The sequence below is a fragment of the Ancylobacter sp. genome (assembly GCF_965249975.1).
GTDB lineage: Bacteria > Pseudomonadota > Alphaproteobacteria > Rhizobiales > Xanthobacteraceae > Ancylobacter.
The window spans coordinates 170,120-188,049 of sequence record NZ_CBDFNE010000020.1; the positions used below are offsets into that span (position 1 = coordinate 170,120).

The following is a 17,930-nucleotide window of genomic DNA, read 5'->3' on the forward strand; positions in this document are numbered from 1 at the left end:
CAAAAAGGTTATAGATGTTTGGGAAATACCCAATAGGATATTAAGCGATGAATATGGTATTGGGAATTATATTGGCGCCAATCATTGTCCTCATTGAGGTTGGCGGAGCTATGTTAAACGCCCTATGGGATGTGGCGAAGTATGCGTATCGGTCATTTTGGGGGCATAAAGAGGCGCCACGGCACGGCGACGCCGCCTGGGCTGACAGGAAGGAGCTAAAGGGCAATGGGAATCTGGAGGCGCGGGGCTTTTACGTCGGCCGAATGGCGAAGCCGGATTTGCCGCTATTCAGCCATTTTGAGCGTAGCTCGATTGTGATGGCCGCACCGGGCACCGGTAAAAGCCAGACCATCATCGCCGGGTTGCACGCGCTAAAGATGCTTCCGCCGGAACAAAGGCCCCACATCATCGTCAGCGATGCGGCAAACGAGATTTACCGGGCCGCGACGCCGCTATTGGTTGAGATGGGTTATTTGGTCGGCAAGATCGACCTGGAAAGCCCTAAAGAGGGTGGAAAATACGACGTTCTGTCGTTCGTTCGCACGACGGATGATACCGACATGGACGGCGATATTGACGCATTATGCGAACTGCTGGTTCCGCGCGACCATAAGGAACGCCAGCCGCACTTCCGCGACTTCGCCCGGCAAATGTTGCATGACGCCATCCTGCTGAACGTCAAATATGAGGGAAACGGTAAGACAATTGGCCAAATTGCCGAGGAGATCATCGACGACGATTTGCGGGACGCGATGATCAAGCGGATGAAAATTCACGGCAGCACGTTTGCTGCCATCAAGACCTTTCAAAAGCTGGGCACAAATGAAGGCCCCAGCATGCTCTCGACCTCGCTGAACCGGCTGAAGATCTGGCGTTCAGAGCGCATCAAGGAAGTCAGCACTTTTGGGCGGGACGAAGAACAGAACGCCCAGCGCGGCTGGAAGTGGGAAGACGTGTTTATGCACGGCCAGCCTACCGTTATGTTCGTGCGGGCTGGCCTGGCGGGAGGTGATACGGGAGGGGAGTTTACCCGTGTTGTGTTTGGCAATGCCGTCAACACCATCATGCGCATGTGGGACAGGATGAACCGTCCCCTGCCGCGCCCGGTTCGCATAATAGCGGACGAAGCAAAAGATATGGGCCACTGCGGTGCCATCGTAAAAGCCCACAACGTGCTGCGGAAGGCGGGCGTGGCCGTGATGCTGTGCTTTTTGTCCAAGAAGGATTTAGACACCACCTACCAGGACGACGCCGACACCTTGTGGAATGGCTGTGATCACGTGGTTTTCGGCGGCTGTAAGGACATGGCCACGAATGAGGCCTACAGCAAGATGGTGGGTGACCGCACGATTGAGAATCAAAGCTATAACGTCAGCTCTCATGGCGAAAGCAAGGGTGCAAGCGAGATGGGCGTGAGGCTGATTAAGCCAGACCAGATACTGCGGCTGAAGCAGGATGAATGCCTGCTTATTCTCGGCAATCTGTCAATAAAAGCAAAAAAGGCTTTCAGGATTACAAAAAGTGGGCCAAAGTATTTATGAAGGTGGTTTTTTCTTTTCTTACGCCTTCTGTTAATAGGGGACCAAAGCCCGCTCAAAAGGCGGGCTTTTACAATTCAGGCCCCTGATCCTGCTGCTGATGGAATTCGTGGTTAGCCAGCTCCTCTGCATCATGGTCGCGCCCCATGATTTGCAAAGCTTCAACGGCCTCACCCACGCTGATTTCCCCTTCTTCAACCATCACCACCAGCTCTTCCATGGAGATACCCTCCATGTAGGCCGTGACGGACGCTTCGTGCGCCTTCAACGCCTCGTCGGCCTCCTGATCTGTGCCATACACTGTCTGAAGGTATTGAACGTGCTTCTCTGCCTGGTCAAAAAGCTCCTGCGCGCGGCGGCTTTCGGTCTGGCTCTGCGCGGATAGCGCGTCCAGATCCTTTTTGGCGAACTCGGCCTTATAGTCGGCGCCCGCCAGGGACTGTTCGGCTTCCTCGGCCTTCCGGTTTGCCTCTGACTGCCACAGTGTCTTGCCGAACACGGCCAGTTTGAACCCTTTGGCCCGGCCGCTCTCAGTGTGCGTGGCTTCATAGGCCTGCTTTGCCTGGTAGTACGCATGCTCTGCGGCCATGGTAACAATGCCCTGCGAGCTGAAGGCCTCAGCTGCCCGCTGTGCCACCAGTCGTGCTGCCTCATAGCGCTGAACGGCGTTGTTCCTGCGCTCGATGGCGCCCTGGATGGCTTTTGCCTCCTGGTGGGCCATACGGGCCACATAAACGCGCTCGGCAGCTGAAAGCTCTTCAGGCTTGCGCTCGTCAACGGCGACGTAGGCCATCTCTTCTTCGCCCTGGCGGGCGTCCTCTTCGTCGGGTTGGGCGACGCTATCCGGTTGGAGGGCCGGCTTCTCGTCGCTTATCGGTGCATGCGGGGGCACAACGTCCAAGGCGTTGTCGTTCTCGGCCTGCCAGCCGCGATGCTCACCAGCCTCTTCAATGCCGCGTTCCAGATTGCTTCGCCGGTCAACCTCAAGGGAGTATCCGAACTCGGAGAAAACGCTGTTGCAGTCGGTTTCCCACGTCTTTCGCAGCCATTCGGTGGCGTTGGGTTCGAGGCCGGCCTTCAGGCGGTTCTGCCGGTTGGCGCCCATCAGGGCAACCGGCTGACCCGTCTGCACATCCCGGTCGAGAAGGATTACGTGCGCATGCGGGTTGTGGGCATGGTCAGAGTGATAAAAGGCTATCGCCCGCGTGCGACCGTCAAAAGTGATGGAGCGCAGGAACCGCCGCAAGGCTTCGTGGCGGTGTTCCTCTGTCAATTCCACCGGCAATGACAGCAGCACCTTATCGGCCACGCGCGCGTTTTTCCTAGTCAGCGAGTACTCGTGGGCTGAGATCAGGTTTTGGATGGCATGGCGGTTGTCAGCGCCATTCACATGGATAATCTGGCTGCACTTGCGCACATTCGCGGCGTAATTGGCATGCGCGGCAAGGTAACCCCAACCCTGTCGGGCGCGGTTTACCGCTGAATGTTCCAGCCGGAAGTAAGCTGCTTGTGCCATGTGTGAATAATACAACCAACAGGCGCAGCTCTGCCGGACAATTCAGCATGAATTGTCTAACTGCGCTATCCCTACATGGCAGCCTCGGCTAACTGATGCTTTTGTGCAACTTACAGTGTCAGCGCATAGCGGTGCATTACGGGGCATGGGATGGTGGGCCTACTCGACACGGGGTTCCCGCATGGGCAGTATCTGATTGCCGCGCGCAAGCCACAGTTCCCCATCTGCTGGTGGAATAGGGGTGAAGAGAAGCGGCATGATAACCGGCGCTGGTTCCGGCTGGGGGAGGGTGGGAGTTGCAGTCGGGCCTTTTCAATATATTTGCGTCGGCTGTTCTTAAAACATGCAAGGCCCCAGCTGGGCTTTATTCCGGCGAACAGCTTAATGAGGTGGTGAGCTGGTTTCCCGAGCCCATCGAAACCATTAAGCTTATGAATTACACGGTCTGGGACATGCCGATTCTATTCCAAGATGTCGGGTTTCAGCATATTGGCCCTTTTTTTATCGATCTTATGAACAGGGGCGAGCCAATGATGCCAGTGTTTTTGGTGCCCCATGATGTGGTTTGGGCAATTCAGGAAGATCCCCATTTCAAAACGCTTGAGGCGCATCTAGGGGCAAACGATATCGCTATCTCGCTCAACATTACCGCGGAGAGGTATATGGTAAGAGGCGAAGATGTTCGGGTGATTGATATTCGCCCTCGATTTTTAAAGGGAATTGCGTGGGAGGGGTAGCTTCCTAGCTGGTTATGAAGTCTGGCAAAAAACATCAGCCATATATTTATGTATTGGGCGTTTTGGTGCTTCTCTATGTGGCGAATTTCATGTTCGTCCAGTGGGGATGGTCGCCGTTTCTGTACTGCGCCGGGAGGCAGGTGGCCACACCCGTTTACGAGGCGGCGGGTGCTTTCTTGACGCTGCCCGCCATAGGGTACTTTGTTTTTATCGTTATAGGGCGGCGATACGATAGAATGGGGGAGGGGGGATTGCTAGTGGTTATAGCCTTTGGGTTGCCGCAATTCTCCGATACCATATTCAGGCTTGGTGGTTCCTGTGGTTGATGAGCGTCAAAAAATGCGCGAGGGAATAGCCCTTGAATACGGCATTGCTCTTTATCGCCAATACGGCGAGGAGCAGGCGGCGCATTTTCTGAACATCGACGTCAGCACCTTGAAGCGCTGGCGGCGGAGGGGAATAACGCCGCACATTCGCATGGGCGAACGCGGTGTTCGATACCTGGGCCAGCATATTGTGGATTTGCTGCTAAAGGGGACTGAGGGATGGGACGACGCTCAACAAGCGACTTCCGGCTCGGAGAGTGGTTCCTTGCCCGGCGAGGTGAAAGCCCCTCATGGTATCGGTGCCGCTTCAACCAAGAGGCCGGACGGACAGACCGTTACAGCCTTGGCACAACAGACTTTCAGGAAGCCCAGCAAAAGTTGACCGAGTGGTTTATCGCCAATGTCAGGCCTCAAAAGGCCGACACGGCGGATATCCCGCTCGCTGACGTTCTTCTGGCTCATTGGGAGCGTCACGCCAAAAAGCAGCGTAGCGCCCCTACGCAGAAGATGGCACTCGCTTATTGGAATGAACATTTTGGGGCGGCTTCCGTGGCGAAAGCCACAACGCGCGCGTCGCGCGACGGCTTCGTGGTCTTCCTTCAAGAGAAAGGCATGAAGCCGTCTGCCGTCGCGCGCGTTATCAGCGTGGGCAAGGCTGCTCTGCGGGCGGCGTGGGAGTATGGCGAGCTGACGAGCCTTCCTCCGTTCAAGAACGTGGAAGAGGGCGATAAGCAGCCTCGTGGTCGTCCGCTGTCTGTTGAGGAAATCCAGAAGCTGCTGGCGCAATCCAGTGGCTACATGCGCACCTACATCATGCTGCTCGCGGGCACCGGTGCGCGGCCTGAGGCGCTTTTGCAGCTTACCTGGGAGCGCATTGACCTAGGCAGTGGGATTATCACCCTGAACCCGCCAGGACGTGCGCAGACCAAGAAGCGGCGTCCTACGGTGCGCGTCTGCGAAGCCACCCGCGCCTATCTCGTCGAACTCCACGCACAGATGCAACCCAGCAACGCCGCCGCGCTGGTCAGCCCGAACGGGGAGGTGCTTGGTAGCGTCAAGACGGCGTGGCGCACGCTGCGAAAGGATGCCGGCCTTGATGACAAGACGGTGCAGCCCACGTCATTCCGGCACACCATCGCGCGCTGGATGAGGTCACACTCGGTTTCGCCATGGGAGGTGGCTGCGTTCCTTGGCCATCGCATGCCGGGATATTCAATCACGGAGGTTTACGCTGCCGCTGACCCGCTTTATATGGCGGCGAGCCGCGAGGCTCTGGAAAAGCTGGTACGCGCCATTTACGGGACACCGTTGAAAGACGGAGAAGCGGAAAAGGCAGCAGCCTGAACAGGTCGGGCGGTTAGCTCAGTTGGTAGAGCATCTCGTTTACACCGAGAGGGTCGGCGGTTCGAGCCCGTCACCGCCCACCATCGCTTCCCGATGCCGGGGCGGCGCATCCGCAGGGGTTGTGACCCAGCGGCACGACAGCTTCACACAAGGCGGCGTTTTCATGGTGGCGACGGTAGGTCTCGGCCGGCACCGCGCAGCGACGCGCCCGGGCTGGGGCTGGGTTAGCTGTCCCGTGGAGCTCACATGTCCTTCAAGAATTTGCCGCTCATCGGCAAGATATCGGCGCTGCTGCTGCTGCTTGCCGCCTTCGCCACCGGCGGGGTGATTTTCGCCGGCACCCGCATGCAGGCGATCAGTTCGCAATATCACGAGGCCCTGACGGGCCCCGCCTCGGCCGCCGTGGCGCTGGCCCGGGCCAACCGCTTCACTGTCTATTTCAACCAGGGTGTCTACCAGTCGCTGTCGGCGTTGACCGACGAGGACAATGAGGCGGCGGCCAAGACCCAGAAGGAGGCCGTCGCCGGCTTCCATGACCGCATGGCGGACGCGGCGACCAAGGACCCGTCGGTGGCCGAGCAGGTGAAGACGATGGTGGCGAAGTTCGACCGTTTCATCGGCGAGCAGTGCGGCGACATCGTCGCGCGCGCCAATGCCTCGACCTCGGTCGAAGAGAACAACAAGACGGCCGCAGAATGGAATGCGCGCTGCATGCCCATTTCCAAGGCGATCATCGCCGACATCGCCGCTGAGGTGAACACGCGGGCGAACGACATCACCAAGCTTTCCGACAGCCTGCGCGCGGACGCCGATTCCACCGTGACCCTGGTTTACAGCGTGATGGCTGCCGGCCTCGTGCTGGTGCTGCTGCTGGCCTTCCTGGCGACGCGCTTCGGCGTGGTGAAGCCGCTGGAGCAGTTGCGGAAGGTGTTCGACAATCTCGCCCAGGGCGTGCTCGCCGTGACCGTGGAAGGCACCGAGCGCAAGGACGAGATCGGCGGCATGGCCCGTTCGGCGGACGTGCTGCGCGGCGCTCTCGTCGATGCCGAGAAGGCGCGCGAGGAGGCCCGCCAGGCCGAAGTCCACGCCGCCCAGCGCGTCGTGGCGCAGCGCCAGGCGATCGCCGACGAGTTCGAATCGAAGATGGGCACGCTCGTCAACGCGCTGTCGAACTCCTCCACCGAAGTGTCGGAAGCGGCCCGCAACCTCGCGGCCAGCGCCGAGGAGACCTCCCGCCAGGCGGCGGCGGTCGGCAGTGCTGCGGCCGAAGCCTCGGGCAGCGTGCAGACCGTCGCGGCGGCGACCGAGGAACTCACCTCCTCGATCCGCGAGATCGGCAACCAGGTCAGCGGCGCCGCCGGGCGCGCGGTGAGCGGGGCCGAGGTGGTGAACCGCACCGCCTCCGAGATCCGCGAGCTTTCTGAGGCCGCGGCCAAGATCGGCGAAGTGGTCAACCTCATCACCGACATCGCCGCCCAGACCAACCTTCTCGCGCTCAACGCCACCATCGAGGCGGCGCGGGCGGGCGAGGCGGGCCGCGGCTTCGCGGTGGTCGCGCAGGAAGTGAAGCAGCTTGCCGAGCAGACCGCCGGCGCCACCAAGGAGATCGGCCTCAAGGTCAACGATATCCAGCAGGCGACCGGCCGCACCGTGGGTTCGATCGAGCACATCGTCACCACCATCGCGCAGATCCGCGATGCCACGACCACCATCGCCAGCTCGGTCGAGCAGCAGGGTTCGGCCACGCAGGAAATCGCTGTGAACACCAACCAGGCCGCCAGCGGCACCGGCATGGTGAGCGAGAACATCGTCGGTGTCGGCCGCGCGGCCGAAATGACCGGCGCCGCCTCCGCGCAGCTGACCTCGCTCTCCGGTGCGCTGGCGCATCAGGCCAGCGACCTGAAGCAGCAGGTGGGTGAGCTGGTGCGCAGCCTGCGGGCGGCCTGACCGTCCACACGCTCCCAGCCCCGCCGCGCGCCGCTTCCCCCAGCGGCGCGCGGTTTGCTTTTCGGGAGGCCGCCCGGCCGGCCCGGCGCCGGGGGTTGACATCCCCGGCCGCATCCCCGACTTCGACGGCTCTCCCGCGCGGCCGTGCCCCCACGTGCCGCGCCCCGTCAGCCGCGCCGTGGTGTGCCGATGAAACTCGTCCTGTTCGATTGCGACGGCACGCTGGTGGACAGCCAGCACGTCATTGTCGCCGCCATGGGCCGCGCCTTCGCCCGCGCGGAGCTCGCCATGCCCTCGCGCGAGGCGGTGCTCGGCATTGTCGGGCTGTCGCTGGTGGAAGCGATGCAGCGGCTGGGCGAAGACGATCCGCGCTTTCCCGCCGAGCGGCTGGCCGATCTCTACCGCGAGGCGTTCCGCGAACTACGCACCGAGCCGGATTTCAGCGAGCCGATGTTCCCCGGCATGCGCGCGCTGATCGACCGGCTCGCCGCCCGCGACGACCTGCTGCTCGGCATCGCCACCGGCAAGTCGCAGCGCGGCGTGGCGGCGGTGCTGGCCCATCACGGGCTGGAAGGGCGCTTCGTCACCATCCAGACGGCGGATGACGCCCCCTCCAAGCCGCACCCGGCCATGGTGCTGCAGGCGATGGCGGCCACCGGCGCGGAGCCGATGGACACGGTGCTGATCGGCGATACCAGTTTCGACATGGTGATGGCGCGTGCCGCCGGCGCCCGGGCGATCGGCGTGAGCTGGGGCTATCACGCGCCCGATCTGCTGACCCAGTCGGGCGCCGAGCGTCTGGCCACGGATGCGGACGAGCTGCAACGGGCGATCGACGAACTCTGGGAGACGGTGGCGTGAGCGGAGGGATCCCCGAAGCGCCGCCGGCGCCGGCCCGGCCGGGCTTCACCGAGCGCAAGCCACTGCCCAAGCGATTCTACCGCGAGGCCGGAGCCGCGGCGACGGAGGGCGGCCTGTTCCGCGTGGAGCTGGACGGACGCCCGGTGCGCACGCCGGGGCGCCACCTCGTCGCGGTGCCGAGCCTGACGCTGGCGCAGGCTCTGGCGCAGGAATGGCAGGCGCAGGGCGAATTCATCGACCCCATGACCATGCCGATGACCCGGCTGGTCAATTCGGCCCTCGACGGAGTCGCGCCGAACATGGCCGAGGTCGGCGGCGAGATCGTGCGCTACGCCGGCAGCGACCTGCTGTGCTACCGCACCGACACTCCGGCGCAGCTGGTGGCGCTGCATGCGGAACTGTGGGACCCGGTGCTGGCCTGGGCGCGCGAGCGCTTTGGCGCCATGTTCATGCTGAGCGAGGGCGTCGTCCATGTCGCCCAGCCGCCGCGCACGCTGGAACTCATCGCCGGCACGCTGCCGGACGATCCGCTGCGGCTCGCCGCGCTCAACCTGATGACGACGCTGAGCGGCTCGGCGCTTCTGGCGCTGGCCGTGGCGCATGGCCATCTCGATGTGGACATGGCATGGCGCGCCGCCCATGCGGATGAAGAGGTGCAGGAGCAGCTCTGGGGCACCGATGCCGAGGCGCTTGACCGCCGCGCCCGGCGGCGCCGCGACTTCGAGGCCGCCGCGCGGGTCTACGCGCTTCTCTAACTCTTTGATTATACGCAATTCCTGGCGCAAAACCGCTATGCACTTTTGCGGGAATTGCTCTAGGCCGGCCGCAGCAGGGCCAGCGTCGCCAGCGCGATCATCCGCTCCTCATCGGTGGGGATGACCAGCACATGCGGTCCGGGCCCGTCGGCGTCGATCCAGGTGGCGTTGGCGCCATTGGCGGCGTCGTCCAGTGCGACGCCGAGCAGGCCGAGCCGGGCGCAGATGCGGGCGCGGATTTCCGGGGATCGCTCGCCGATGCCGGCGGTGAACACCAACGCGTCGAGCCCGCCCAGCGTGACGGCGAGCCGCGCCACCGCCTGCGCCACATGGAGGGCGAAATACTCCACCGCCAGCGCGGCGGCGGGCGCCTCGCTCGCCAGCAATTCGCGCATGTCGCTGGAGAGGCCGGACAGGCCCTTCAGCCCGCTGTCGTGATAGAGCATGTGGCCGACCTCGGCCGCGCTCATGCCCTTCTGCTCGATGAGATGCAGCACCACGCCGGGATCGAGCGCGCCGCAGCGCGTGCCCATGGGCAGGCCGTCCAGCGCGGTGAAGCTCATCGTTGCATCCTGGCTCGCGCCGTCCTTCAGCCCGCAGGCCGAGGCGCCGGAGCCGAGATGGCAGATGACGACGCGCCCGCGCGCCAGTTCCGGCGCCAGTTCGCGCAGCGCGCCGGAGACATATTCATAGGACAGGCCATGGAAGCCGTAGCGGCGCACGCCGTCGCGGTAGAGCGCGTCGGGCAGGGCGAAGCGGTCGCAGATTTCCGGGTGGCTGCGGTGGAAGGCGGTATCGAAACAGGCGACCTGCGGCAGGTCCGGCCGGCGCTCGCGGATGGTGCGGATCGGGTCGAGATTGGTCAGCTGGTGCAGCGGGGCGAGCGGGATGAAGCTCTCCAGCGTGCGCAGCACCTCGTCATTCACCACTTCGGGGTGGGTGTAGTGCGGCCCGCCATGCACCACGCGGTGGCCGACGCCGATCAGATCGAAGCCGTCGAGATGCGGCAGCACCCAGTCGCTGATGGCGTGCTGGGCCTCCGGCGCCTTGGCGATCTCCTCCGGTGTGAAGGTGCGTTCGACCAGCACCGTGCCGGCCTCGTCCTTGGCGAGGAGGCGCGGCCTAGTGCCGATGCCGTCCAGCGCCCCGCCGAGGACCAAAGCGACATCGCGCCCCGCGACGCGGTAGAGCTTGAACTTGATGCTGGACGAGCCGGCATTGACGACGAAAATGGCCTCGTTCATCGCGCTCATCCTCCCAGCCCCGGCTGGCGCAGCCGCGCCTGCCCATAGAGCACCGCCACCGCGCAGGAGGCGAGGCGGGTTTTCAGCGTGTCGGCGCGGCTGGTGAGGATCACCGGCACCCGCGCGCCGAGCACCACGCCGGCGGCATCGGCGCCGGCCATGAAGGTGAGGTTCTTCGCCAGCATGTTGCCGGCTTCGAGGTCCGGCGCGACGAGAATCTGCGCCCGGCCGGCGACCGGGGAGACGATGCCCTTGATGCGCGCGGCTTCCGGCGAGATGGCGTTGTCGAGCGCCAGCGGCCCGTCGAGATCGCCGCCGGTGATCTGGCCGCGATCGGCCATCTTGCACAGGGCGGCAGCCTCGATGGTGCTGGGAATGGAGGTGGTGACGGTTTCCACCGCCGAGAGAATGGCGACGCGCGGGCGGCCGAGGCCGAGCCCGACATGCAGGTCGATGGCGTTCTGCACGATGTCGCGCTTGGCATCGAGATCGGGGAAGATGTTCACCGCCGCATCGGTGATGAACAGCGGCTCGGCATAGCTCGGCACGTCCATGACGAAGACATGGCTGATGCGCCGCCCGGTGCGCAGGCCGGTGTCGCGGGCGGTGATGGCAGCGAGCAGCTCGTCGCTGTGCAGGCTGCCCTTCATCAGCAGCGCGGCCCCGCCCTCGCGCACCAGCTCCACCGCCTTGGCGGCGGAGGCGACGCTGTGCGGCGTATCCACGATCGCGATGCCGGCGAGGTCCAGCCCTTCCGCCTGCGCCACCGCCTCGATGCGGGCGCGGGGGCCGACCAGGATCGGCACGATGAAGCCGGCCTTGGCGGCGTCGAGCGCGCCGTGCAGGGAGGCGGCGTCGCAGGGATGGGCGATGGCGGTGGGCATGGCCTCCACCGTGCGGGCGCGGCCGACCAGGCGCTCATAATTGCCGTGATCGATCGGGGGCACCGTGCCGGGGCTTGTGGCCATGTCCATGTCTTCGCCTCCGTTGCGCCGGTGTCGCGGCGCGGATGTCGCGTTCAGTGTCGCCGCCGTGGCTGACGGCAGAACGACACAGACCGGCCTTTTGTGCCCGCGTCCATGACCTCACGCAAAGATCGCCCGACCCGCACCGGTCGACTGTGGGCGGGTTCAGCCCGGGCGGCGGGCGACGAGGTCGATCTCCACCAGCGCGTCGCGGGCGAGGCCGGTGACGCCGACACAGGTGCGCGCCGGGCGGCGATCGGCCGGGAAGTATGAGGCATAGACCGCGTTCATGGCGGGATAGTCGCCCTTGAAATCGGTGAGATAGACGCGCGCCTGCAGCACATGCGACAGGTCGAGCCCGATGCCGGCGAGCACCAGCACGAGATTGTCCATCACCCGGCGCGTCTGCGCCTCCACGCCTTCCGGCAGCGGGCGCGAATCATCGTCCGGCCAGGTGGGCATCTGCCCGGTGATGAAGACCCAGCCATCCGCCTCCACGGCATGGCTGAACGGGGCGACGGGGGTCGGGGCACCGGCAATCATGTGGAACTGCGCCAAGATCGCGTCTCCTGCGGGGATCGGGGCCGCGAGCTTCCCCCGGCGACGGCGGCGCGGTCAATGCAGGAGGGGGGACGCGCGGCCGGGGGGCTGGCCTTCGCGCCGGAGCGGGTGGACAATGCCGCCCGTGAAAGCGGTGCCGGGCAAACCCGGATGTGTCGTGAGTCGAGCATGAACCAGCATGTGAGCGCCCATATTCTGCGCGAGCCCTTCGGCACCCTCGCCGACGGCACCGAAATCCAGCGCTTCCGCCTGTTCGGGGAGGGGGGCATGGAGGTTTCCGTTCTCGACCTCGGCGCCACGGTGCAGGCGCTGCACGTGCCCGACCGTTCGGGCCGCCGCGCGGATGTCGTGCTCGGCCATGACACGCCGGACGCCTATGTGCGCGAGCCGCGCTTTTTCGGCGTGGCGGTGGGCCGCTACGCCAACCGAATCGCCGGCGGACGCTTCACGCTCGATGGCACCGAATACCGCGTTCCCGCCAATGATGGCGACCACGCCCTGCATGGCGGGCCGGAAGGCTTCGACCGGCGCGTGTGGCGGCTCGCTGAGCTGTGCGAGGGGCAGGCACCCTCGCTGCGCCTCACCCTTACCAGCCCGGCAGGCGATCAGGGCTTTCCCGGCACGCTGGACGCGAGCGTGACCTATACGCTGAGCGGGGCAGGGGAGCTGACCATCGCCTTCGAGGCGACGACGGACGCGCCCACGCTCGTGAACCTGACCCATCACGGCTATTTCAACCTCGGCGGGGTGGAAGCGGGCGGCGATGTGCTCGACCATCTGCTGACCATTCATGCCGACGATTATCTGCCTGTGGACGCGGCGGCGATCCCGCTCGGCGGACCGGAAAGCGTCGACGGCACGCCCTTCGACTTCTGCACGCCGCGCCGCATCGGTGACCGCATCCGCCAGGCGCATGAGCAGCTGCGGCGCGGGCGCGGCTATGACCACAATTACTGCCTCGAAGGCGGCGCGAGCGCACGCCCCCGCCTCGCCGCGCGGGTGGAACACCCCGCTTCCGGCCGGGTGATGGAGCTGCTGACCGACCAGCCGGGGCTGCAATTCTATTCCGGCAATTTTCTCGACGGCACCGCGCTCGGCAAACAGGGCCGGCTCTACCGCCAGGCCGACGGTTTCTGCCTGGAGCCGCAGGTCTGGCCGGACGCGCCGAACCGGGCGGACTACCCCTCGGCCCGGCTGGACCCCGGCCAGACCTATCGCCACGTCTCCGTCTACCGCTTCTCCACCGACTGAGGCCGGCCCTCACGCCGGCAGGTAGCGCCGGGCGAGATGGGCCTTGAACACGCCGGCATCGAGCGGGCGGCCGGTGGCGCGGGTGAGGAGTTCATCCGTGTCGAGAAGCGAGCCGAGCCCATGCACATGGGTGCGCAGCCAGCCGACCAGCGGGGCGAAATCGCCGCGGCCGATGGCGGGCAGCGTGTCCGGTTCGGCCCGGCAGGCGGCGTCGAACAGCTGTGCGGCGGCGATGGCGCCGAGCGTGTAGGTGGGAAAATAGCCCCAGCCGCCGCTCGGCCAGTGAATGTCCTGCAGGCAGCCAAGCCGGTCATTCGGCGGCGTGGTGCCGAGCAGTTCCTTCATCCCGGCATTCCACGCCCCCGGCAGTTCCGCCAGCGGGAGATCGTCGGCGATCATCGCCTTTTCCAGCCGGGTGCGCAGGATGACATGGGCGGGATAGGTGACCTCGTCGGCATCGACGCGGATGAAGCCGCGCTCGATGCGGGTGTAGCGGCGCCACAGCGCCTCCGCCTCCCATTCCGGCCCCGTTCCGCCGAAAGCGGCGCGCATCAGCGGCGCGGCGAAGCCGAGGAATTCGCGGCTCCGGCAGGCCTGCATCTCCATGAGCAGCGACTGGCTCTCATGCAGCACCATGCCGCGTGCCTGCCCGACCGGCTGGTTCATGTAGCCGGCGGGGCGGCCCTGCTCGTAGAGCGCGTGGCCGGTCTCGTGGATCACACCCATCAGCGCCTTGGCGAAATCGGCCTCGTCATAGCGGGTGGTGATGCGCACATCATGGTCGGCGCCGCCGCAGAACGGGTGGGTGGACACGTCGAGCCGGCCCCGGTCGAAATCATAGCCGAGCGCCGCCATCATCCGCTGGCCGAGCCCGCGCTGCGCCTCCACCGCGAAGGGGCCTTCCAGCGCACCCGGCGCGGGGCGGCGGGCCTGCGCCGCCAGCGCTTCCTCGGTGAAGCCCGGCAGGAAGGCGGCGAGATCGTCGAACAGCGCGTCGATGCGGGCGATGCGTGCGCCCGGCTCATAATCGTTCAGCAGCGCGTCATAGGGCGAGAGGCCGAGAATCGCGCCCTTGGCAGCGCCGGCTTCGCACTGCAGCCGCAGCACCTCGGTGAGGTAGGGCAGCAAGGCGGGGAAGTCGGACTCCGCGCGGGCCTGCCGCCACGCCATCTCGCAGGCCGAGATCGCCTTGCTGGAGGCTTCCACGAGATCGGCGGGGAGGGCGGTCTGCGCCGTGAAGACGCGGCGCATCTCGCGCAGATTGGCCCGCTCCCAGTCACTGAGCGTGTCATCGCCGGCGGCGGCCTCCAGCCAGTCGCCAAGGCGCGGGTCCACCGCCATCTCGTGCTGGAGCACGCGCAGCAGCGCCAGGCTTTCCGCCCGGCTGGCGGCGGCGCCCTTCGGCATCATCGTGTCACTGTCCCATTGCAGGATGCCGACGGCGTTGGACATCGCGCTGATGCGGCCGAAATGGGCGGCGAGGGAGGCGTAGGCGGACATGAACCTTCTCCGGCGGCTGCCGGCGCGGGCCGGCCTCGCCCCTGTTCTAGCCGAGGGCCACCGCCGGCGAAACCGTGGTGCCGGGGTCGGGCATGGCGGCCTCGCGGACGATTTCCGCCATCCGCTCGAAGGAGGCGGCGAGCGGATTCGTCCGGCGCCAGACCATGCCGATAGTGCGGGTGGGGCGGGGCGTCGCCAGCCGCGCGACCGCGACGGCGGCGGAGCGCGTTTCAATTCCCACCGCCATTTGCGGAATCAGCGTGACGCCGATGCCGGCGCCGACCATCTGCACCAGCGTGGTCAGCGAACTGCCCTCCATCAGGTCGCGCGGCAGCTGCGAGGAGAGATTGCAGAAGGAAAGCGCCTGTTCGCGGAAGCAATGGCCTTCCTGCAGCAGCAGCAGGCGCATGGTGCGCAGTGTCTCGGAATTCGGCACCGGCAGGTCCGCCTCGCTTGCCGGGCGCACGAGGACGAACTCCTCCTCGAACAGCGCGTGTTCGCTCAGCGAGGGCTCGGAGACGGGCAGGGCGACGAGGGCGGTGTCGAGCCGCCCGTCGATGAGATCGTCGACGAGGCGCTGCGTCACCGCCTCAAGCGGGCGCAGGTCGAGGCCGGGAAAGCGCTCGCCCACCCGCTGCATCACGGCGGGCAGCAGATAGGGGGCGATGGTGGGGATGACGCCGATGCGCACCCTTCCGGCCAGCGGGCTGTGCGAGGCGCGGGCGAGATCGCCCAGTTCTTCCACCGCCCGCAGGATATTGCGCGCGCGGGCGGCGAAATCCTCGCCGAGCCGGGTGAGCCGGATCTGGCGCGGGCCGCGCTCCACCAGCGGCGCGCCGAGAATTTCCTCCAGTTCCTTCACCTGCAGCGACAGCGCCGGCTGGGAGATGGCGCAGGCCTCTGCCGCCCGGCCGAAATGGCCGTGCTGGGCCAGCGCCTCGAAATAGCGCAGATGCCGCATGGAAATGTCTGTCATAAGCTCAGATTATCGTGGCAATTAGAAAATGCAAATTTTCATTATCCCGCGCCTACGATAAGACCTCTTCCAATTCCAAACGCCTGCCCGCGCGCCTCGCGTGCCCGGGCGCGCGCCGGGCGAAGCTCGCCACCGGCCTCTTCTCACGATCGGAGACTGCAATGGACGACATCACGAACAGGCCGGCCGGCAAGTGCCCGGTGATGCATGGCGCGATCACCGAAACCGGCACGTCGAACATGGATTGGTGGCCCAAGGCGCTCAATCTCGACATTCTCAGCCAGCACGACACCAAGACCAACCCGCTCGGTCCGGACTTCAATTACCGCGAGCAGGTGAAGACGCTCGATTTCGACGCGCTGAAGGCCGATATGCGCGCGCTGATGACCGACAGCCAGGAATGGTGGCCGGCGGACTGGGGCCATTATGGTGGGCTGATGATCCGCATGTCGTGGCACGCGGCCGGCTCCTACCGCCTCGCGGACGGGCGCGGCGGCGGCGGCACTGGCGACCAGCGCTTCGCTCCGCTCAATTCCTGGCCGGACAATGTGAGCCTCGACAAGGCCCGCCGCCTGCTGTGGCCGATCAAGAAGAAGTACGGCAACAAGGTGAGCTGGGCCGACCTGATCGTGCTCGCCGGCACCATTGCCTATGAGACCATGGGGCTGAAGACCTTCGGCTTCGGCTTCGGCCGCGCCGATGTGTGGCACCCCTCCAAGGACACCTATTGGGGTTCCGAGCGCGAGTGGCTGGCGCCGAGCGACAACCGCTACACCGATGTGAACGACCCCTCGACGATGGAGAACCCGCTCGCCGCCGTGCAGATGGGCCTCATCTACGTCAACCCGGAAGGCGTGAACGGCAAGCCCGACCCGCTGAAGACCGCCGCGCAGGTGCGCGAGACCTTCGCCCGCATGGCGATGAACGATGAAGAGACCGCCGCGCTCACCGCCGGTGGCCACACCGTCGGCAAGACCCATGGCAATGGCGACGCCAAGGCGCTCGGCCCCAACCCGGAAGCCGCCGCTCTGGAAGACCAGGGCATGGGCTGGTCCAACCCGAACCAGAACGGCCTCGCCAGCCGCGCCGTGACCTCCGGCCTCGAAGGCGCGTGGACGACGCACCCGACGCAGTTCGACATGGGCTTCTTCGAGATGCTGTTCGGCCATGAATGGGAACTGCGCAAGAGCCCGGCCGGCGCCTGGCAGTGGGAGCCGATCAACATCAAGGAAGAGGACAAGCCGGTCGACGCCAGCGACCCCTCGATCCGCCACAACCCGATGATGACCGACGCCGACATGGCGATGAAGGTCGACCCGATCTACAACGCGATCTGCCAGAAGTTCATGGCCGATCCCGAGTATTTCAAGGACACCTTCGCCCGCGCCTGGTTCAAGCTGACCCATCGCGACATGGGCCCGAAGGCCCGCTATATCGGCCCGGACGTGCCGGCCGAAGACCTGATCTGGCAGGACCCGGTTCCCGTCGGCCCCACCGACTATGACGTGACGGCGGTGAAGGCGAAGATCATCAATGCCGGCCTCACCATCGGCGAACTGGTGAGCACCGCCTGGGACAGCGCCCGCACCTATCGCGGGTCCGACATGCGCGGCGGCGCCAACGGCGCGCGCATCCGCCTCGCGCCGCAGAAGGACTGGGAAGGCAACGAGCCCGCCCGCCTCGCCAAGGTGCTGGGCGTGCTGGAAGGCATCGCGGCCGAGACCGGCGCCAGCCTGGCGGACGTGATCGTGCTCGGCGGCAATGTTGGCATCGAGCTGGCGGCCAAGGCGGCCGGCCATGATGTCACCGTGCCGTTCGCGCCGGGCCGGGGCGATTCCACCGATGCCCAGACCGACGCGGCTTCGTTCAGCGTGCTGGAGCCGCTGCATGACGGCTACCGCAACTGGCTGAAGAAGGACTATGCGGTCACCCCCGAGGAAATGCTGCTCGACCGCACCCAGCTGATGGGCCTCACCGCGCCGGAAATGACCGTGCTGGTCGGCGGCCTGCGCGTGCTGGGCACCAATCACGGCGGCAGCAAGCATGGCGTGTTCACCGCCCGCGAGGGCGCGCTGACCAACGACTTCTTCGTCAACCTCACCGACATGGGCAATAGCTGGAAGTCGGTGGGCGAGGGGGTCTACGAGCTGCGCGACCGCAAGACCGGCGCGGCGAAGTGGACGGCCACCCGCGTCGATCTGGTCTTCGGCTCGAACTCGATCCTGCGCGCCTATGCTGAGGTCTATGCCCAGGACGACGCGCAGGAGAAGTTCCTCAGCGACTTCGTCGCCGCCTGGACCAAGGTGATGAACGCCGACCGCTTCGACCTGGTGAAGTGATCGCCTGACGGCTTGCCTCTCCGCCCTGCGGCGGGGAGGGGCGGCTCCTCCAAGGCCCGTTGCGCCCGGC

At 65.6% G+C, this 17,930-nt stretch carries 15 protein-coding genes and 1 tRNA gene; 10 read left to right on the plus strand and 6 right to left on the minus strand.

Annotated elements, in window-relative coordinates:
* Positions 1–47 precede the first annotated feature (47 nt).
* A complete protein-coding gene (locus tag ACP2AH_RS18955; protein WP_425107231.1) occupies positions 48–1,541 on the plus strand; it encodes a type IV secretory system conjugative DNA transfer family protein in 1,494 nt (497 codons plus the stop codon).
* Positions 1,542–1,608: 67 nt separating this feature from the next.
* On the opposite strand, the gene ACP2AH_RS18960 is transcribed toward ACP2AH_RS18955, so the two are convergent.
* The gene (locus ACP2AH_RS18960; protein WP_425107232.1) at positions 1,609–3,054 is read right to left on the minus strand and encodes a MobA/MobL family protein; all 1,446 of its coding nucleotides are present in this window, start codon (positions 3,052–3,054) and stop codon (positions 1,609–1,611) included.
* Between the two features lie 296 nt (positions 3,055–3,350).
* Here ACP2AH_RS18960 and ACP2AH_RS18965 point away from each other — a divergent pair, with 296 nt between their 5' ends.
* The 7 genes from ACP2AH_RS18965 (at position 3,351) to ACP2AH_RS18995 (ending at position 9,024) form a co-directional block, all read left to right on the plus strand.
* Complete coding sequence (locus ACP2AH_RS18965; protein ID WP_425107233.1) at positions 3,351–3,791, plus strand: hypothetical protein; 441 nt, start codon at positions 3,351–3,353, stop codon at positions 3,789–3,791.
* A gap of 318 nt (positions 3,792–4,109) precedes the next feature.
* Positions 4,110–4,499, plus strand: a complete 390-nt coding sequence (locus tag ACP2AH_RS18970) for a helix-turn-helix domain-containing protein (protein WP_425107234.1) — start codon at positions 4,110–4,112, stop codon at positions 4,497–4,499.
* On the plus strand, positions 4,496–5,461 hold the full coding sequence (locus ACP2AH_RS18975) for a site-specific integrase (RefSeq protein WP_425107235.1): 966 nt from the start codon (positions 4,496–4,498) through the stop codon (positions 5,459–5,461). Before ACP2AH_RS18970 ends, ACP2AH_RS18975 begins: the two co-directional genes overlap by 4 nt.
* Before the next feature lie 7 nt (positions 5,462–5,468).
* A tRNA-Val gene (locus tag ACP2AH_RS18980) sits at positions 5,469–5,544 on the plus strand.
* A gap of 163 nt (positions 5,545–5,707) precedes the next feature.
* Positions 5,708–7,408 carry a methyl-accepting chemotaxis protein gene (locus ACP2AH_RS18985; protein WP_425107236.1) on the plus strand — a complete coding sequence of 567 codons (1,701 nt, stop codon included), beginning with the start codon at positions 5,708–5,710 and terminating at the stop codon, positions 7,406–7,408.
* Between the two features lie 189 nt (positions 7,409–7,597).
* Positions 7,598–8,269, plus strand: a complete 672-nt coding sequence (locus tag ACP2AH_RS18990; protein ID WP_425107237.1) for an HAD-IA family hydrolase — start codon at positions 7,598–7,600, stop codon at positions 8,267–8,269.
* A complete protein-coding gene (locus ACP2AH_RS18995; protein WP_425107238.1) occupies positions 8,266–9,024 on the plus strand; it encodes an ATP12 family chaperone protein in 759 nt (252 codons plus the stop codon). Before ACP2AH_RS18990 ends, ACP2AH_RS18995 begins: the two co-directional genes overlap by 4 nt.
* A 59-nt stretch (positions 9,025–9,083) precedes the next feature.
* Here ACP2AH_RS18995 and ACP2AH_RS19000 read toward each other — a convergent pair whose 3' ends face one another.
* The 3 genes from ACP2AH_RS19000 to ACP2AH_RS19010 form a co-directional block, all read right to left on the minus strand.
* Positions 9,084–10,268, minus strand: coding sequence for an acetate/propionate family kinase (locus ACP2AH_RS19000; protein ID WP_425107239.1), 1,185 nt, complete (start codon positions 10,266–10,268; stop codon positions 9,084–9,086).
* A 5-nt stretch (positions 10,269–10,273) separates the two neighbouring features.
* Positions 10,274–11,242, minus strand: a complete 969-nt coding sequence (locus ACP2AH_RS19005; RefSeq protein WP_425107240.1) for a phosphate acetyltransferase — start codon at positions 11,240–11,242, stop codon at positions 10,274–10,276.
* A 156-nt stretch (positions 11,243–11,398) separates the two neighbouring features.
* Positions 11,399–11,776, minus strand: coding sequence for a RidA family protein (locus tag ACP2AH_RS19010; RefSeq protein ID WP_307020080.1), 378 nt, complete (start codon positions 11,774–11,776; stop codon positions 11,399–11,401).
* A gap of 186 nt (positions 11,777–11,962) precedes the next feature.
* Here ACP2AH_RS19010 and ACP2AH_RS19015 point away from each other — a divergent pair, with 186 nt between their 5' ends.
* On the plus strand, positions 11,963–13,045 hold the full coding sequence (locus ACP2AH_RS19015) for an aldose epimerase family protein (protein WP_425107242.1): 1,083 nt from the start codon (positions 11,963–11,965) through the stop codon (positions 13,043–13,045).
* 9 nt (positions 13,046–13,054) lie between these two features.
* Here ACP2AH_RS19015 and ACP2AH_RS19020 read toward each other — a convergent pair whose 3' ends face one another.
* Together ACP2AH_RS19020 and ACP2AH_RS19025 are read right to left on the minus strand one after the other, a co-directional pair.
* Positions 13,055–14,545 (minus strand): carboxypeptidase M32, encoded by a 1,491-nt coding sequence (locus ACP2AH_RS19020; RefSeq protein WP_425107243.1) that lies wholly within the window; start codon positions 14,543–14,545, stop codon positions 13,055–13,057.
* Between the two features lie 46 nt (positions 14,546–14,591).
* Positions 14,592–15,521: a LysR substrate-binding domain-containing protein gene (locus tag ACP2AH_RS19025; protein ID WP_425107244.1), complete on the minus strand. Its 930-nt coding sequence runs from the start codon at positions 15,519–15,521 to the stop codon at positions 14,592–14,594.
* 161 nt (positions 15,522–15,682) lie between these two features.
* Here ACP2AH_RS19025 and katG point away from each other — a divergent pair, with 161 nt between their 5' ends.
* Positions 15,683–17,860: a catalase/peroxidase HPI gene (gene katG, locus ACP2AH_RS19030; RefSeq protein ID WP_425107245.1), complete on the plus strand. Its 2,178-nt coding sequence runs from the start codon at positions 15,683–15,685 to the stop codon at positions 17,858–17,860.
* The last annotated feature ends 70 nt before the right edge of the window (positions 17,861–17,930 follow it).

What these genes read in the sequence shown, in the direction of transcription:
- ACP2AH_RS18955 (WP_425107231.1), top strand. Translation starts at nt 48, where the DNA reads ATGAATATGGTATTGGGAATTATATTGGCGCCAATCATTGTCCTCATT.
- ACP2AH_RS18960 (WP_425107232.1), bottom strand. Translation starts at nt 3,054, where the DNA reads ATGGCACAAGCAGCTTACTTCCGGCTGGAACATTCAGCGGTAAACCGC.
- ACP2AH_RS18985 (WP_425107236.1), top strand. Translation starts at nt 5,708, where the DNA reads ATGTCCTTCAAGAATTTGCCGCTCATCGGCAAGATATCGGCGCTGCTG.
- ACP2AH_RS18990 (WP_425107237.1), top strand. Translation starts at nt 7,598, where the DNA reads ATGAAACTCGTCCTGTTCGATTGCGACGGCACGCTGGTGGACAGCCAG.
- ACP2AH_RS19000 (WP_425107239.1), bottom strand. Translation starts at nt 10,268, where the DNA reads ATGAACGAGGCCATTTTCGTCGTCAATGCCGGCTCGTCCAGCATCAAG.
- ACP2AH_RS19005 (WP_425107240.1), bottom strand. Translation starts at nt 11,242, where the DNA reads ATGGACATGGCCACAAGCCCCGGCACGGTGCCCCCGATCGATCACGGC.
- ACP2AH_RS19010 (WP_307020080.1), bottom strand. Translation starts at nt 11,776, where the DNA reads ATGATTGCCGGTGCCCCGACCCCCGTCGCCCCGTTCAGCCATGCCGTG.
- ACP2AH_RS19015 (WP_425107242.1), top strand. Translation starts at nt 11,963, where the DNA reads ATGAACCAGCATGTGAGCGCCCATATTCTGCGCGAGCCCTTCGGCACC.
- ACP2AH_RS19020 (WP_425107243.1), bottom strand. Translation starts at nt 14,545, where the DNA reads ATGTCCGCCTACGCCTCCCTCGCCGCCCATTTCGGCCGCATCAGCGCG.
- ACP2AH_RS19025 (WP_425107244.1), bottom strand. Translation starts at nt 15,521, where the DNA reads ATGACAGACATTTCCATGCGGCATCTGCGCTATTTCGAGGCGCTGGCC.
- katG (WP_425107245.1), top strand. Translation starts at nt 15,683, where the DNA reads ATGGACGACATCACGAACAGGCCGGCCGGCAAGTGCCCGGTGATGCAT.